Consider the following 15,840-nt stretch of genomic DNA (forward strand, 5'->3'; position numbering starts at 1 on the left):
ATCCGTGAAACCGAGTCGATCACGGCCAGACCGCCGAGCCTGGCGAGCGCGGACCAGGGGAGGGGCATACTGCGCTCGTGCACGGACTCTTCGCCAGGGGACCGCTCGGACGCACGGGGCCGCCGCTGCGTGAGCCCGGCACCCTTCGACACCGAAACGACGCCGATGGGCCGACCGAGGGTTCCGCCGCGCAGGTGGCACCGGTGGCAGTCGTCGAGGCGTACGCCGAGGTGGCGCGCCGGGTGCTCGCGGGCCCGGCGCGGTTGGGACGGACCCGGCTGGTCGCCGTCGACGGGCCGAGCGGCGCGGGCAAGAGCCGGTTCGCGGCGCACCTCGCGGACGCCCTGGCGGCGCTGCCCGGCGGGCGGCCGCCCGTGGTGCACACCGACGACCTGCTCGACGGCTGGGGCGACCAGTTGACCTTCTGGCCCCGGCTCGACGGCGAGGTGCTGGCCCGGCTGCGCCAGGGGAAGCCGGGCGCGTACCGGCGGTACAGCTGGGTACGGCGGTCCTTCCTGCCCCGCCCGGTGCCGGTGCCGGTGACGCCGGTGCTGATCGTGGAGGGGGTCAGCGCCGCGCGTGCCGTCGTCCGGCCGGAGCTGACTCTCGCCGTCTTCGTGACCGCGCCCGCGCCGCTGCGGCTGGCCCGCGCGGTCGAACGGGACGGGGCGGAGATCCTGCCGGAGCTGCGCCGCTGGCATGTCGGTGAGCGGGCGCACTTCAGCGCCGACGACACCGCCGCGCACGCCGACCTGGTGGTCGACGGAGCGTCGACGCTGCCGCTCGACGCGTCGCGCTACTTCGTGCGGGTCCCCGCTGCGGGTGCGGGCTCGGCCGGCCGGCCTGGGTAAGGCCGGCATACGATGCCGGTCATGACCTCACCGATCATGTCCGAGTCCGAGGTGCGGGCCGCCGTCGAGCGGGAGATGCCCGGCGTCCGGGCCGACCTCGAACGCCTCGTCCGTATCCCCGGCATCGCCTTCGACGGCTTCGACCACTCGCACGTCGAGCGTTCCGCCGAGGCGGTCGCCGAGTTGCTGCGCGGCTGCGGCCTGGACGTCGACATCGTGCGTTCCGGCGGGCAGCCGGCCGTGATCGGCCGTCGCGCGGCACCGCCCGGCGCGCCCACCGTGCTGCTCTACGCCCACCACGACGTGCAGCCGGTCGGCGACCGGTCGCTGTGGGAGTCCGACCCGTTCGAGCCGGTGGAGCGCGACGGCCGCCTGTACGGCCGGGGCGCGGCCGACGACAAGGCCGGCATCATGGCGCACGTCGCGGCCCTGCGGGCGTACGGGGACGCGCTGCCGGTCGGTGTGGTGCTGTTCATCGAGGGCGAGGAGGAGTTCGGCTCCGACTCGTTGGAGCGGCTGCTCGTCGAGCACCGCGACGAGATCGCCTCGGACGTCATCGTGATCGCTGACTCGGGCAACTGGGACATCGGCGTACCGGCGCTGACCACCTCGCTGCGCGGCATCGTCAACTGCTTCGTCGAGGTGCGCACGCTGGACCACGCCGTGCACAGCGGCATGTTCGGCGGCGCCATCCCGGACGCGTTGACCGCGCTGGTCCGGCTGCTGGCGACCCTGCACGACGACGCCGGTGACGTGGCGGTGGACGGGCTCGTCGGCCGGGTGGGCGCCGCCGTCGACTACCCGGAGGACCGGGTACGCGCCGAGGCCGGGCTGGTCGAGGGTGTGCAGTTCATCGGTACCGGCCGGCTCACCGACCGGCTCTGGACCAAGCCGGCGCTGGCGGTGCTCGGCATCGACGCCCCGGCCACCGGCGAGGCCCCGAACGCCCTGGTGCCGGCCGCGAAGGCGAAGCTCAGCGTCCGTCTCGCCCCAGGCGACGACCCCAAGCGGGCGTACGCGGCGGTGCGCGCCCACCTGGAGAAGCACGCGCCGTGGGGCGCTCAGGTCACGGTCACCTTCGAGCACGACGGCAACCCGTGCGTGATCGACGCGTCCGGTCCGATGTTCGACGCCGCCCGCTCGGCGTTCCAGGCCGCCTGGGACGGCACCGAGCCGGTGGACATCGGCGTCGGCGGCTCGATCCCGTTCATCGCCACCTTCCAGGAGATGTTCCCGCAGGCGGCGATCCTGGTGACCGGCGTGGAGGACCCGCACGCCCGCGCGCACGGTCCGAACGAGAGCCTGCACCTCGGCGAGTTCGCCAAGGTCTGCCTCGCCGAGGCGCTGCTGTTGGGCAAGGTGGCCGCTGCGGCGGAGTGATAACGGCAAGTTTGCGCCTGAACTGCGTGTTTACGGCGTGTCGTCGATGGGGTTGTTATAGGCTTTCGAACATGAGTACGAACGAGGTGATGGCCCGGTTGGGGGCCGCCGTCAGCGCACTGGGGGACGTCGACGTCTCCGCGTGGTCCGAGGACACGCTCAACGAACAGCTCGGTGAGCTCTCCGCCGCCCTGGTCGCCCTCGACTCGGTGCTCTCCCGGGTGGCCGGTGAGGTCCGCGCCCGAGGGTTGCGCATCGAGGAGCCCGTCTCCGCCTGATTCCCGCCGCCCCTTGAGTGCCTTGAGAACCAGGGCCAGCGGGCTGCGGCACCGCGCCGACACCGCCCGGGCACGGCAATGCCCGGGCGGTGTCGGAGGTGACTGGCAGGATGAGCGTCGTGCGGTTCATCGACCTGGCGGCCACCTCCGCCGCCGTGGGCGCCACCAGCGGCCGGCGGGCCAAGGTGGAGCTGCTCGCCGACGCGCTGCGCCGGCTCGACCCGGCCGAGGTGGAGCCCGGCGCCGGCTATCTCGCCGGTGAGTTGCGGCAACGCCAGACCGGCGTGGGCTACGCCAGTCTGCGTGACCTGCCCGCGCCGGCCGTCGAGCCGACGCTGACCGTGGCCGCCGTCGACGCGGCCATCGCCCAGATCGCCGCTGTGCACGGCTCGGGGGCGCAGGCCCGCCGCCGCGCTCTGCTCGGCGCCCTCTACGCGGCGGCCACCGCCGACGAGCAACGGCTGCTGACCGGCCTGTTCGGTGGTGAACTGCGCCAGGGCGCGCAGGCCGGGCTGCTCGCCGATGCCGTGGCCCGGGCCGCCGAGGTGCCGGCCGCCACCGTCCGCCGTGCCCTGCTGCTCGCCGGTGACCTGCGGGCCGTGGCGGTGGCCGCGCTGCGCGGAGGGGCCGCCGAGCTGGCTGGTTTCGGCCTGCGGGTCGGCCGGCCGCTCGCGCCGATGCTCGCCCAGAGCGCCCCCTCGGTCGACGAGGCGCTGGCCGCGACCGGCACGCCGGCCGTGGTCGACGTGAAGCTCGACGGCATCCGCATCCAGGTGCACCGCTCCGGCGCCGACATCGCCGTGTTCACCCGCAGCCTCGACGAGATCACCAGCCGGGTGCCCGAGGTCGTCGCGGCGGTGCGCGCCCTGCCCGGCCGCGAGCTGGTGCTCGACGGCGAGGCGATCGGCCTGGACGAGACGGGCCGCCCGCTGCCGTTCCAGCAGACCTCCAGCCGGGCCGCCCGGCGCACCACCCCGAGCACCACCGGCCGTACGCCGGTCGCCCCGGCGGTGCTCGCGGCCGCCGCCAGCACCGGCACGACGGTGCTCACCCCGTACTTCTTCGACCTGCTGCACCTCGACGGTGAGGATCTGATCGACCTGCCCGGCCACCAGCGGTGGGCCGCGCTCGCCGGCGCGGTGGACGCGTCACTGCTGGTCGGTCGGATGGAGGTCGACGGTCCGGAGCAGGCCGGGGCGGCGTTCGCCGCCGCCCTCGACGCGGGCCAGGAGGGCGTGGTGGTCAAGGCGCCGGACGCCCCCTACGACGCCGGCCGTCGTGGGGCGGCCTGGGTCAAGGTCAAACCCCGACACACCCTCGACCTGGTGGTGCTCGCCGTGGAGTGGGGCAGCGGCCGGCGCAAGGGCTGGCTCTCCAACCTGCACCTCGGCGCCCGTGACCCGCGCACCGGCGACTTCGTGATGCTCGGCAAGACGTTCAAGGGGCTCACCGACGAGCTGCTGCGGTGGCAGACCGAGCGGTTCCTCGGCCTCGCCGTCGAGCGCGGCGACTGGGTGGTCCGGGTGCGTCCCGAGCAGGTCGTGGAGATCGCGTTCGACGGGGTGCAGACGAGCACCCGCTATCCCGGTGGAATGGCGCTGCGGTTCGCCCGCGTGGTGCGCTACCGGGACGACAAGTCCGCCGCCGAGGCCGACACCATCGACGCCGTCCGCGCCATCCACGCGGGCCGGGTCACCGGCTGACGGCGGTCGGGGCCAGCCCACCGGCGGACGCCGGTTCAGGCTGTCAGGGCGGGGTCAGGCGGAGGCGCTGGGCGTCGGCTCGGCCGCCCGGTCCAGCGGTGCCGGCGCGCCACCGAGGCCGGCGGCCCGGCGTGCCTCGCGGCGGGCCACCCAGCCGTAGCCGAAGATCGCCATCGCGGCGAAGAGCCACCACTGCACGACGTAGCCGAAGTTCTGCCAGTTGTTGGTGTGCCCGACCGGGACGGCCTTGAAGAGCGGGTCGGCGGCCGGGGTCTGCTCGTCCAGCAGCAGGTAGCCGCCGTAGACCGGGTAGGGCAGCTCGCGGGCCAGCCGCGGCACGGCGATCCGCCGGGTCTCCAGCCGTCCGTCGCGGCGGTCCACCACGCCGGCGCCGCTCTCGGTCTCGTGCACCCGGCCGCTGACCGTGACGTCGCCGCCCGGCGGGGTGGGCACCGACGGCTGGGCGGTCGCGCCGCCCGGAGCCGGCGGGATCCAGCCCCGGTCCACCAGCAGCGCGGTGCCGTCGGCGAGCACGAGTGGGGTGAGCACCTCGAAGCCGACCCGGCTGTCGACCGTCCGGCCCCGGACCAGGACGGTGTTCGACGTGTCGTACCGGCCGGTGGCGGTGACGCGGGTCCAGACCCGGTCCTTCGCGGGAGCCGGACCGGCGGTGCCGGGCCCGCCGGCCGGCGGGCGGAACGCGTCGGCCAGGGGCGCCGGGGCCATCCGCTCGCCCGCGTCGATCCGCTCGTTGATCTCGGTACGACCCCGGTAGCGGTCCAGCTGCCAGTTGCCGAGCCACACCATGACGGCGGCGGCGACCAGCGTCAGCGCGAGGGCGCCCAACCAGCGTGGGCTCAGCAGGAACCGGTACACGGCACCGAGGCTACCCGTATGACCGGGGCCACTCACCGCGACCGGGCCGGGACGGTCCGCCGACCCCCGGTTGGCGGTGCTCGCCCGTCGGTGCGGGCGAGTATCGTCACGCCGACGGATCGACCCCCTCGGTTGTCCGTCGCGTACCCGCCGCCGCCCGCGAGGAGTCGATGATGACCGTCGTGCCGCGCCTGGTGCTCAGCGCGCCGTCCTCCGGGCACGGAAAGAACGCGTTGGCGATCGGGCTGCTCGCCGCCCTGGCCGAGCGGGGTGTCGACGTCGCCGGGTTCAAGCTCGGCCCGGACCACGTCGACGCCGCGTACCTCGGTCTCGCCGCCGGCCGACCGGGCCGGGTGATCGATCCCCGGCTGGTCGGCGTCGACCGGCTCGCCCCGCTGGTCGCGCACGGCGCCGCCGGTGCCGGTCTCGCGGTCGTGCAGGGCAGCATGGGCCTGTACGACTCGGTGGGCGGCCGGCCCGAGCAGGAGTCCACGGCCGCCGCCGCGGCGGCGCTGCGCAGCCCGGTGGTGCTGGTGGTCGACGTGGCCGCGATGGGTCAGTCGGTGGCCGCGCTGGTGCACGGGTTCCGCTCGTACGACGAGCAGTTGTGGTTGGGCGGGGTGATCCTCAACCGGGTGGCGTCGTCGCGGCACGAGAGCATGCTGCGCGAGGCGTTGGACGACGTGGGTGTGCCCGTCTACGGCGCGCTGCGCCGCCAGGATCTGCCGGCCGTGCTGCCGTCCCGCCGGCACGGGGTCGCGCCGGTCGTCGACTCCTCGGCCGACGCCGTCCGCGCGGTGCGTCGCCTGGGTGAGGCCGTCGCCGCCACTGTCGACCTGGAACGTCTGCTCGGGCTGGCCCGTTCCGCTCCGCCCCTGCCGGCGGTGGCCTGGTCGCCGGGGGACGCGCTCGGTGAGCTGGTCGTGCCCGCGCAGCGTCCGCTGGTCGCGGTGGCCGGTGGTCCGGGTGGCAGCTTCAGCCACCCGGAGGCCGCGGAGCTGCTGACGGCGGCCGGCGCCGAGGTGGTCACGGTCGACCCGCTGCGCGACGAGGCGTTGCCCGTCGGCACGCGGGCGCTGGTCGTCGGGGGAGCGCTGCCCGAGGCGTACGCCGAGCAACTGTCGGCCAACCGTCGGCTCTGCATCGCGGTGGCCGAGTTGGCGCGTACCGGCCGGCCGGTGGTCGCCGAGGGCGCCGGTCTGCTCTGGCTGGCCCGGGAGCTGGACGGGCTGCCGATGTGCGGTGTGCTGGACGCGGTGGGCGCGAGCCGCGACGGTCTGGTGGTGGGCTACCGGGAGGCGACCGCCGAGACCGACAGCGTGGTCGCCGCGAGCGGCACGGTGGTTGTCGGGCACAAGGAGCACCGGGCGGTGCTCACCCCGCGCGCCGGTCAGCGGCCGGCGTGGCGGTGGGAAGGTGGCACGCCGGAGGGGTTCGTCTGGCGCAACGTGCACGCCTCGCAGCTCACCCTGCACTGGGCCGGTCATCCGGCGACCGCCGCCCGGGTGGTGGCCGCGGCGGTGGGCGAGCCAGCAGCCGAGGCGGTGTCACAGCCGGTGGTGCCGGCGTGATCGGTCAGGTGGCGGTCCGCCGGTTTCCGGTGTTGACCGTCTCCACCCCGCGTACGGAGGTGCGCCGGCTCACCGCGGCCGACGCGGCGGCGGCCGGCGAGATCTTCGCCGACAAGCTGACCCGGCGTTGGCTGCCGCTGCCCGGCGACTCCGGTCCGATCGACGGGCACGCCTGGTGCACCGACCTGGCCCGGCAGCGACGCGACAGCGGCGAGGGCGACCACTACGGAGTGATCCGCCGGGAGGACGACCAGGTGGTCGGCTCCCTCTGGACCCGGCGTACCGACTGGGGTGCCCGCCTCACCGAGGTCTCCTACGCGATGGCCCCGCACGCCCGGGGCTTCGGCCTGGCCGCCGAGGCGGTGGACGCGGTGGCCATCGCGTTGATCCTGGAGCACGGTTTCCAGCGGGTCGAGCTGCGGGTCGCGCCCGGCAACCTGGCGTCCCGCCGGGTCGCCGAGAAGGCCGGCTTCAGCTACGAGGGCCTGTTGCGCAACGCCGGCTTCGTCGGCGGTGGCCGGGTCGACCTCGAAGTCTGGTCGTTCGTGGCGGCGGACCTGCGCTGAGCCCCGCCGCCCGGCGGACCTTTCGCCGACCCCCGCCGTCACCCGACGATGGCGTCCGAGGGCGGCGTGAACTGGCGGGTAGGTGTGCCCTTGAGGCCGTCGCGCAGGGTCTGTGCCACCGCCGCGATCGGGATCTGGGACTGTCCGTCACCGACCGCGTTGAACGGATTGTCCGGGTCGGAGATGAAGCTCGCCGCAGCCAGTTCCGGTGTGAACCCGACGAACCAGGCGGACCGGGTGCTGTCGGTGGTACCCGTCTTGCCGGCGACCGGGCGGCCGACCGTACCCCGGACGCTGTCGGCCGTCGACCAGCCGCCGCAGCCCCCGCGTGCCGGGGTGTCCCCGGTCGGGCAGCGGGCGGCGTCGGTGGCCGCGCGGGCGGCGTCGGCGCTGACCACCTGGCGGCAGCGGGGCTTCGCCACCTCGCGCTGGATGCCGCCCGGCGTGGTGTACGTGGCCGGTGTGCCGTCCCGGTTCATGATCGCCTGCACGGGTATCGCCTCGCAGTAGCGGCCGTCGGCCGCGATGGCCGCGTAGGCGTTCGCCATCTCCAGCGGGGTGGCGTCGGAGACGCCGAGGGTGAACGCGCCCCACTTGTTGGCCTTGCCCGGTGACGCCTGCTCCCGGTCGACGTCGGTACGCCAGCGCAGGCCGAGCTGTTCGGCGAGTCGGACCGCCTTCTCCGCGCCCACCTTCTCCTCCAGCCACACGAAGTACGTGTTGACGGATTTGCCGAAGCCCGACCACATGGTCTGCTGGCCGGTCATCGCGCCGCTGGCGTTCGACGGCGCCCAGCCGTCGTAGACGGACGACTTGTAGCGGTACGGGGCGTTGAACGAGGTGGACAACGTCATCCCGGAGTCCAGCGCGGCCAGCATCGGGAACATCTTGAACGTCGATCCGGCCTGGTAGCCGGGCAGGTCTCCGCCGCCGAGCAGCGGCGCCACCGTGTTGGGGTAGTTGGCCTTCACCTTCGGCCCGGCCTCGGGATTGGAGCTGGGTGGATTGTCGGCCAGATCCAGGGAGTAGTTCCGGTTGACCGCCATCGCCTTGACCCGCCCGGTGCCCGGTTCGGAGACCACGATGCCGTTGGCGAACGGGCTGCCGGTGCCCTCCTTCGCGCCGACGTTCTTCTCGGCCGCCTCCTGGACCTTCTGGTCGAGGCTGAGCACGATCCGGTAGCCGCCCCGGCGCAGCTTGTCCATCCGTTCGAGGCGGTTGCTGCCGAACGCCGGTTGCGCGCTCCACCAGTTCTTCACGTAGTCGCAGGCGAAGCCCCAGCTCTGGTACTTCTCGATGATCGAGGCGCAGTCGCTCGGTGGGGTGGTGAGCTTCAGCCGGATCGGCTCGGACTTCGCGGCGGCGGCCGAGTCGGGGGACAGGTAGCCGAGCTGGCTCATCCGGTCCAGGACGTAGTTGCGCCGCCCGGTGGCCTCCTTCTGGTCGGAGTCGGCCGGGTCGTACTCGGAGGGGGACTTGACGAGCCCGGCGAGGGTGGCCGCCTCGACCGGGGTGAGGTCCTTCGGGGTCTTGGAGAAGAAGATCTCGCTGGCCGCGTAGATGCCGTACGCCCGGTGACCGAAGTACGCCGAGTTCAGGTAGCGCTCCATGATGTCTTCCTTGCTCATCTCCTTCTCCAGGTCCAGCGCCATGCGCATCTCCTTGACCTTGCGCAGGCTGGTCTGCTGGGTGGCCTCCTGGACCTCCTTGGGGGTGGTGGCGCTGTCCCGCAGGGCCATCCGGACGTACTGCATGGTCAGCGTCGACGCGCCCTGGGACACCCCGCTGGAGTGGGCGTTGGCCACGAAGGCGCGGGCCACGCCTTTCGGGTCGACGCCGTGGTGCTGGTAGAAGCGGGAGTCCTCGGCGGCGACGATCGCCTGCTGGATGTTCGGCGACATGTCCGACAGCTTCGTGTACTGCCGGTACTCCTCGTAGAACATGGTCAGCACGGTCTTGCCGTCCGGGGCGTACAGGTAGGAGGTTTCGGCGGGCAGGGCTTTGGTCAGCAGCCGGGTCTTCTGCTCCGTGGCGTGCGCGGTGGCCTTCGCGCCGAGCCCGGTGAGGGCGACCAGCGGGTAGGCGGCGGCGGCGATCACGATGCCGGCGATGAGCCCGGCGCGCAGGAGAGGAACGAGACGACCAGCGGCAGCAAGGGGTCGGTTGCTCACGTCGCAAAGTTATGACATTTCCGATTCGTACATGAGAAGAACTCATAAACCCGCGAGGTGGTGACATGGCTTACGTCGACATCGACTGTCCCGCCGGCCACCTTCCCGGCAGGATCGCGGACATGCGTGATCAGCCGTGCGGGGTGTCGCCGTTCGTCGACGCCGAGCCCGACCTGGCGCACCACGGCGACGCCGAGGCCAGCGCCGGGTTGGTCGACCTCGCCGTCAACGTCCGCCGGGCGCCGCTACCGGCCTGGCTGGCCGATCCGATCGCCGCCACCCTCACCGACCTGGCCCGCTATCCGGCCCCGGCCCCGGCCCGCGCCGCCGTCGCCGCCCGGCACCGGCGTCACCCGGACGAGGTACTGCTCACCGCCGGGGCCGCCGAGGGCTTCGTGCTCATCGCCCAGGCGCTGCGCGGCGTGCGCCGGCCCGTGGTGGTGCACCCGCAGTTCACCGAGCCGGAGGCGGCGCTGCGGGCCGCCGGGCACACGGTCGAACGGGTCCTGCTGGACCCGGCCGACGGCTTCCGCCTCGACGAATCCCTCGTGCCCGCCGACGCGGACCTGGTCATGATCGGCAACCCGACGAACCCCACCTCGGTGCTGCACCCCGCCCGGACCATCGCCGCGCTCGCCCGTCCCGGCCGGGTGCTGGTCGTCGACGAGGCGTTCGCCGACACCACGGGCGGCGCGGACACCGGCGAACCCGAGTCGCTCGCCGAGCGGCGCGACCTGCCCGGGTTGCTCGTCCTCCGTAGCCTCACCAAGACCTGGGGCCTGGCCGGCCTGCGGATCGGCTACCTGCTCGGCGACGCGGCCCTGCTGTCCCGGCTGGCCGCCGTCCAGCCGCTCTGGGCCGTCTCCACGCCCGCGCTGGCCGCCGCCGAGGCCTGCGCCACGCCCGTCGCGGTCCAGGCCGAACGCGCGATCGCCGCCGAACTCGCCGCCGACCGCGACCACCTGGTCGCCTGCCTGTCCGACCTGCCGGGCGTACGCGTCGCCGGCCGCCCCGCCAGCGCGTTCGTCCTGCTGCGCCTGCCCGACGCGACCCGGGTACGGGCCGCCCTGCGCGACCGGGGCTGGGCGGTCCGCCGGGGCGACACCTTCCCCGGGCTCGGCCCGGACTGGCTGCGCGTGGCGGTACGCGACCGAGACACCACCGACGCGTTCATCGCGGTGCTGCGCGAGATCATGGAGGCATGATGCTGGAGACCACGACGTCGGCGATCCGGCCCCCGGACGAGGCGGCGATGGCCGCCGCCCGCGAGCTGCACGGCCGGCTGACCAAGCCGGCGGGCTCGCTGGGCCTGCTGGAGAACCTGTCGGTACGCCTCGCCGGACTGGCCGGGATCTGCCCGCCGCCGGTGCCCGAGCCCGCCGCCGTGGCGATCTTCGCGGGCGACCACGGGGTGCACGCCCAGGGAGTCACCCCGTGGCCGCAGGAGGTCACCGCGCAGATGATCGGCAACTTCCTGGCCGGTGGCGCGGTCGTCAACGCGTTCGCCCGGCAGGCCGGCGCGTCGGTCACCGTGATCGACGTCGGGGTGGCCCACCCGCTGCCCGCGCCCACCGGGTCGGCCGCGCCCGCGTCGGACCTGGCCGCGCCCACGGGCTCGGCCGCGCCCGTGTCGGACCTGGCCGCGCCGCGGCTGATCGACGCGTCCGTACGCCGCGGTACCCGCGACCTGTCGGTGACCGCAGCGCTCACCCGGGACGAGGCGCTGGCGGCGGTCCTGACCGGCGTCCGGGTCGCCGACGAGCTGATCGACGCCGGCGCCGGCATCCTGCTCACCGGGGACATGGGCATCGGCAACACCACCCCGGCCGCCGCGCTGATCGCCGCGTTCACCGGCGTCGACCCGCTCGACTCCACGGGTCGGGGCACCGGAGTGGACGATGCGACGTACGCCCACAAGGTGGCCGTGGTGCGGGCCGCGCTGGCCCGGCACACCCCCGACCCGGCCGACCCGCTGGGTGTCCTCGCCGCCGTCGGCGGTTTGGAGCACGCCGCCCTGGCCGGGCTGATCCTCGGTGCCGCCGCCCGTCGTACGCCGGTCCTGCTGGACGGGGTGATCGCGGTGTCCGCGGCGCTCGCCGCCGCCGCGTTCGCTCCGGACGCGGTCGCCGCCATGGTCGCCGGACACCGCTCGGCGGAGCCCGGCGCGACGGTGGCGTTGCGACACCTCGGCCTCGACCCGCTCATCGATCTGGGGCTGCGCCTCGGCGAGGGCACCGGCGCGCTGCTGGCGCTGCCGGTGGTCACCGGCGCGGTCCGGGTGCTGCACGAGGTCGCCACGTTCGACTCGGCCGGCGTGGCCGAGAAGTGACCACGTCCAGCGAGCGGTCCGGTGGTGCCGGATGAGCGCGAACCCGTACCCCCTTGGTCTGCGGCTCGACGGACGGCGGGTGGTCGTGGTGGGTGGCGGCGCGGTCGCCACCCGGCGCGTGCCGGCGCTGCTGGACGCCGGCGCGGATGTCCTGCTGGTGGCACCGGAGCTGACCCCGGCGTTGCAGGCCCGGGTCGACGCGGGTCGGCTGCGCTGGGTGCCGCGCCGCTTCGTGCCCGAGGACCTGGACGGGGCCTGGCTGGTCCAGGTGGCGATCGACGATCCGACCGCGGCTGCCGCGGTCAGTGCCGTCGCGGACGAGCGGCGGATCTTCTGCGTACGCGCCGACGACCGGGCGGCCGCCACCGCCTGGACTCCGGCGGTGACCCGGCAGGGACCGGTCACCGTGGCGGTGCTCGGCGGTGGTGACCCCCGACGGGCGATGAGCGTCCGCGACGCCATCCGCGACCTGCTCGCTGCAAGGAAGGGCCCCCTCTTAACGCCTGGGGTAGAGGAAGGGGCCCTTCCTAACTCGACCGGCGGGCGGGTGGCTCTCGTCGGGTCCGGGCCGGGTGACCCGGAGCTGATCACCGTGAAGGGCTGGCGGCTGCTCACCGAGGCGGATGTGGTGGTCGCCGACCGGCTGGTACCCGGCCTGCTCCTGGACGAGCTGCGCCCCGACGTCGAGCTGGTGGACGCCTCGAAGATCCCCTACGGCCCGTCACGCGCCCAGGAGGAGATCAACCAGATCCTGGTCGACCGGGCGCTGGCCGGTGCTGCCGTGGTGCGGCTCAAGGGCGGCGACCCGTACGTCTTCGGCCGGGGCGGCGAGGAGTTGCTGGCCTGCGCGGCGGCCGGTGTGCCGGTGACCGTCGTGCCGGGGGTGACCAGCTCGATCGCCGCGCCGGCTGCGGCCGGCATCCCGGTCACCCACCGGGGGGTGGCGCACGAGTTCACCGTGGTCTCCGGGCACGTGGCGCCCGACTCGCCGGCGTCGCTGGTGCGCTGGGACGCCCTGGCCGGCCTGCGCGGCACCCTGGTGATCCTGATGGGGCTGAAGAACCTCGCCGCTATCGCCGAGACGTTGATCGCGCATGGCCGGTCGCCGCAGACACCGGCCGCCGTGGTCCAGGAAGCCACCACGGGCACTCAGCGGGTGCTGCGGTCCACGCTCGAAGTGGTCGCCGCCGACGTGCACACAGCCGAGGTGCGCCCACCCGCCGTGGTCGTCGTGGGCGACGTGGTGGGTGCCCTCGACGCCTGAGCAACGGGTGCCCACCGATCTTGCGGTTTCGGCGGGCAACATGCGTGATATGTCCCTTGTGTCGGGACAGGAAGTGCAAGATCGGCGAGCAGGGTAGTCCGGATGCGGCGATCATGGAGTTGTGGTGCCCGGGTTGGTGCCTTACCGGCGTTTTGTTGCCCACCACGGCGCCATGATCGGCGAGGTGGTGCCACGTGACGACGGGGCCGGGAGCGTCAGCGCTCCCGGCCCCGTCGTACGTGCTGTCGTTACTGCTTGAGCATGTTGTCCAGCAGCAGGGCACAGCGGATCAGCCCGAGGTGGCTGTACGCCTGCGGGTGGTTGCCCAGGCCGCGCTCGGCGAGCGGGTCGTACTGCTCGGGGAGCAGGCCGGTCGGGCCGGCGGTCAGCACCATCTGCGCGAACAGCTCCTCCGCGTCGGTGCGCCGGCCGGTGCGCAGGTACGCCTCGATCAGCCACGCCGTGCAGATGTGGAAGCCGCCCTCGCGGCCGGGCAGGCCGTCGTCCCAGTGGTACCGGTAGACGACCGGGCCGCTGCGCAGGTCCGCCTCGATCTTCAGGACCGTGGACAGGAAGCGCGGGTCGTCACCCGGGAGCAGGCCGGAGAGGCCGATCCAGAGCGACGAGGCGTCCATGTCCTCGTCCCCGTACGCGACGCTGTACGCCTCGACGTCGTCGTGCCAGCCGTGCTCCAGCACGTTCGCGCCGATCCGGTCGCGCAGGTCCGTCCACTCGGGCCGGTCTTCGCCGCCGTGCTGGCGCATCACGTGCAGCGCCCGGTCGACGGTCATCCAGCACATCACCTTCGAGAAGACGTGGTGCCGGGGTGGCAGCCGCGCCTCCCAGATGCCGTGGTCGGGCTCGTGCCAGCGGCGGCGGACCGCCTCGACCATGTTCTCCAGGACCCGCCACTCGTCGTCGCGGACCGAGCCGCGCGCGTCGGCGACGGCCGCGATCAGGTCGGCGATGGGGCCGAACACGTCGAGCTGGAGCTGGTGGTTGGCGAGGTTGCCGACCCGGACCGGCCGGGAGCCGGCGTACCCGGGCAGCGTGTCGATGACCGCCTCGGCCCCCAGCTCGTACCCGTCGATGGTGTAGAGCGGGTGCAGCCGCTCCGGGTGGCCGCCGGTGCGCTCGATGCAGCCGTCCACCCAGCGCAGGAACGCCTCGGCCTCGTCGATGGAGCCGAGGTCGACGAGCGCGCGGGCGGTCAGCGCGGCGTCGCGCAGCCAGCAGTAGCGGTAGTCCCAGTTGCGGACGCCGCCCAGCTCCTCCGGCAGGGAGGTGGTGGCCGCGGCGAGGATCGAGCCGGTCGTCTCGTGGCAGAGCCCGCGCAGGGTGAGGGCGCTGCGCGCGACCAGGTCACGGGAGGTGGACGGCAGCCGAAGCGAGGCCACCCAGTCCTTCCACGGCTGCTCGGCAGCGGCCTGCCGCTCGTGGATCGGCACCCGGTGGTGCTCCAGGCTGTGCGTGCCGAAGCGCAGCTCCAGCACGACCTGCCCACCAGCGGCGGAGAGGTCGACGACCGCCTTGGCGGTCTCGTACCCACCGTCGTTGTTGACCTGCCACTCGACCCCGGGGGAGTAGAGGGCGACCGGTTCGTTCGAGCCGAGCACCAGCAGGCCGTCGCCGACGGGCTGCAACTGCACGGCCACCTGGCCGAACTCGGGGCGCGGCGCGAACTCCACCCGGACCCGCCCGTTGCCGCTGAGGACCCGGACGAGGGTCGAGTCGCCGGTGACCACGGCGGGACCGTCGGGCGTCGTCTCGCGGGCCGGCTTGTCCAGCCAGTCGGTGACGGTGAGCCCGGACCACCGGGTCTCGACGGTCATCGTGCCGGAGCGGTAGCGCTGGCCCAGCGGGATGCCGCCGCGCTCCGGGGCGATGCTGAAGTGACCGGCCGGGCTGCCGCCGACCAGGTCGGCGAAGATCGCCGCCGAGTCCGGCTTGGGGTGGCAGAGCCAGCTCACCTTCGCCTCGGGGGTGAGCAGGGCGACGGTACGACCGTTGGCCAGCATCGAGTGCCGCTCGATGGGCACCGCCCGCTCGCCGAACAGCCAGTGCCGGCGGGTCTCCAGCAGCAGCCCGAGCGCGCGGGCGGCCTCGATGGGCTCGGCCACCCGGAAGTTGGCCTTGGTGTCGCCTGGGCCGATCTTGATACCGAGGTCCGGCCCGTGCAGGTTGCCGAAGGCGTTCTCATCGGTGACGTCGTCGCCGATGAAGAGCACCGCGCTCGCCGAGAGCTGGGTCCGTAGCTGGTCGACGGCCGTGCCCTTGTGGGTGGCCACCACGGACAGCTCGATGACCTCCTTGCCCTGCGTCACGGTGACGCCGTCGAAGGCGGCCGGGCCGTTGCGGACGGCCTCGATGGCGGCGGCGGCGACCTGCGGGTCGACGCCCCGGGTGTGCACCGCGACGCTGGCCGGCTTGCGTTCGAGCCGGATGCCCGGGTGTTCGGCGGCGATCTCGCGCAGCGCGTTGCGCACCTGGGTGCGGACCGCGACCAGCTCGGGGGAGAGGCGCTCGACGAAGCCGATGTCGAATTCGGAGCCGTGACTGCCGACGAGGTGTACCTCGCTGGGCAGCCGGGAGAGCGCGGCCAGGTCGCGCAGGGCGCGACCGGAGACCACGGCCACGCTCGTCTGCGGCAGCGCCGCGAGCGCGCGGATCGCGGCCACCGACTCGGGCAGCGGTACGGCGGTGCTGGGATCCTCGACGATCGGCGCGAGTGTGCCGTCGTAGTCACAGGCGATCAGGAGCTGCGGAACCCGGGCGATCCGGCCGATGGCGGATCGCAGTTCGGGGTCCATCACCCCGGTGGCGATCGCCGTTCCGTCGTTGACGGCCGTGT

At 73.8% G+C, this 15,840-nt stretch carries 11 protein-coding genes and 1 pseudogene; 9 read left to right on the forward strand and 3 right to left on the reverse strand.

What is annotated here, in order from left to right; genetic code table 11:
• Nucleotides 1-203: 203 nt before the first annotated feature.
• From AB0B55_RS27475 to AB0B55_RS27490, 4 genes and pseudogenes are all read left to right on the forward strand, one after another.
• Nucleotides 204-895, forward strand: a pseudogene (locus AB0B55_RS27475) (hypothetical protein); the annotation flags it as partial.
• Entirely contained in the window at nucleotides 888-2,231 is a 1,344-nt protein-coding gene (locus AB0B55_RS27480) for a dipeptidase (RefSeq protein ID WP_357174811.1), read from the forward strand. The pseudogene AB0B55_RS27475 and the gene AB0B55_RS27480, both read left to right, overlap by 8 nt.
• A 71-nt stretch (nucleotides 2,232-2,302) precedes the next feature.
• Nucleotides 2,303-2,509: a hypothetical protein gene (locus AB0B55_RS27485; RefSeq protein WP_030333429.1), complete on the forward strand. Its 207-nt coding sequence runs from the start codon at nucleotides 2,303-2,305 to the stop codon at nucleotides 2,507-2,509.
• Between the two features lie 110 nt (nucleotides 2,510-2,619).
• A complete protein-coding gene (locus tag AB0B55_RS27490) occupies nucleotides 2,620-4,212 on the forward strand; it encodes an ATP-dependent DNA ligase (protein ID WP_357133625.1) in 1,593 nt (530 codons plus the stop codon).
• 54 nt (nucleotides 4,213-4,266) lie between these two features.
• Here the strand turns inward: AB0B55_RS27490 and AB0B55_RS27495 are convergent, their stop codons facing one another.
• Complete coding sequence (locus AB0B55_RS27495; protein ID WP_357133623.1) at nucleotides 4,267-5,088, reverse strand: SURF1 family protein; 822 nt, start codon at nucleotides 5,086-5,088, stop codon at nucleotides 4,267-4,269.
• 173 nt (nucleotides 5,089-5,261) lie between these two features.
• Here AB0B55_RS27495 and AB0B55_RS27500 point away from each other — a divergent pair, with 173 nt between their 5' ends.
• A complete protein-coding gene (locus tag AB0B55_RS27500; protein WP_357174740.1) occupies nucleotides 5,262-6,659 on the forward strand; it encodes a cobyrinate a,c-diamide synthase in 1,398 nt (465 codons plus the stop codon).
• Nucleotides 6,656-7,225, forward strand: coding sequence for a GNAT family protein (locus AB0B55_RS27505; RefSeq protein ID WP_357133619.1), 570 nt, complete (start codon nucleotides 6,656-6,658; stop codon nucleotides 7,223-7,225). Before AB0B55_RS27500 ends, AB0B55_RS27505 begins: the two co-directional genes overlap by 4 nt.
• A gap of 38 nt (nucleotides 7,226-7,263) precedes the next feature.
• On the opposite strand, the gene AB0B55_RS27510 is transcribed toward AB0B55_RS27505, so the two are convergent.
• On the reverse strand, nucleotides 7,264-9,396 hold the full coding sequence (locus tag AB0B55_RS27510) for a transglycosylase domain-containing protein (RefSeq protein WP_357133617.1): 2,133 nt from the start codon (nucleotides 9,394-9,396) through the stop codon (nucleotides 7,264-7,266).
• A 122-nt stretch (nucleotides 9,397-9,518) separates the two neighbouring features.
• Between AB0B55_RS27510 and cobC the strand changes: the two genes are divergently transcribed.
• The 3 genes from cobC to cobA are packed head-to-tail and all read left to right on the forward strand — an operon-like array spanning nucleotide 9,519 to nucleotide 12,989.
• Complete coding sequence (gene cobC, locus AB0B55_RS27515) at nucleotides 9,519-10,601, forward strand: Rv2231c family pyridoxal phosphate-dependent protein CobC (protein WP_357174744.1); 1,083 nt, start codon at nucleotides 9,519-9,521, stop codon at nucleotides 10,599-10,601.
• Entirely contained in the window at nucleotides 10,601-11,725 is a 1,125-nt protein-coding gene (cobT, locus tag AB0B55_RS27520; protein WP_357174814.1) for a nicotinate-nucleotide--dimethylbenzimidazole phosphoribosyltransferase, read from the forward strand. The genes cobC and cobT overlap by 1 nt, the downstream gene beginning before the upstream one ends.
• A gap of 31 nt (nucleotides 11,726-11,756) precedes the next feature.
• A complete protein-coding gene (gene cobA / locus AB0B55_RS27525) occupies nucleotides 11,757-12,989 on the forward strand; it encodes a uroporphyrinogen-III C-methyltransferase (RefSeq protein WP_357174747.1) in 1,233 nt (410 codons plus the stop codon).
• Nucleotides 12,990-13,237: 248 nt separating this feature from the next.
• On the opposite strand, the gene otsB is transcribed toward cobA, so the two are convergent.
• Entirely contained in the window at nucleotides 13,238-15,799 is a 2,562-nt protein-coding gene (gene otsB / locus AB0B55_RS27530; protein WP_357133688.1) for a trehalose-phosphatase, read from the reverse strand.
• Between the last annotated feature and the right edge of the window lie 41 nt (nucleotides 15,800-15,840).

Origin of the sequence: Micromonospora sp. NPDC049107 (genome assembly GCF_040648595.1) — a bacterium.
Classification (GTDB): Bacteria; Actinomycetota; Actinomycetes; order Mycobacteriales; family Micromonosporaceae; genus Micromonospora.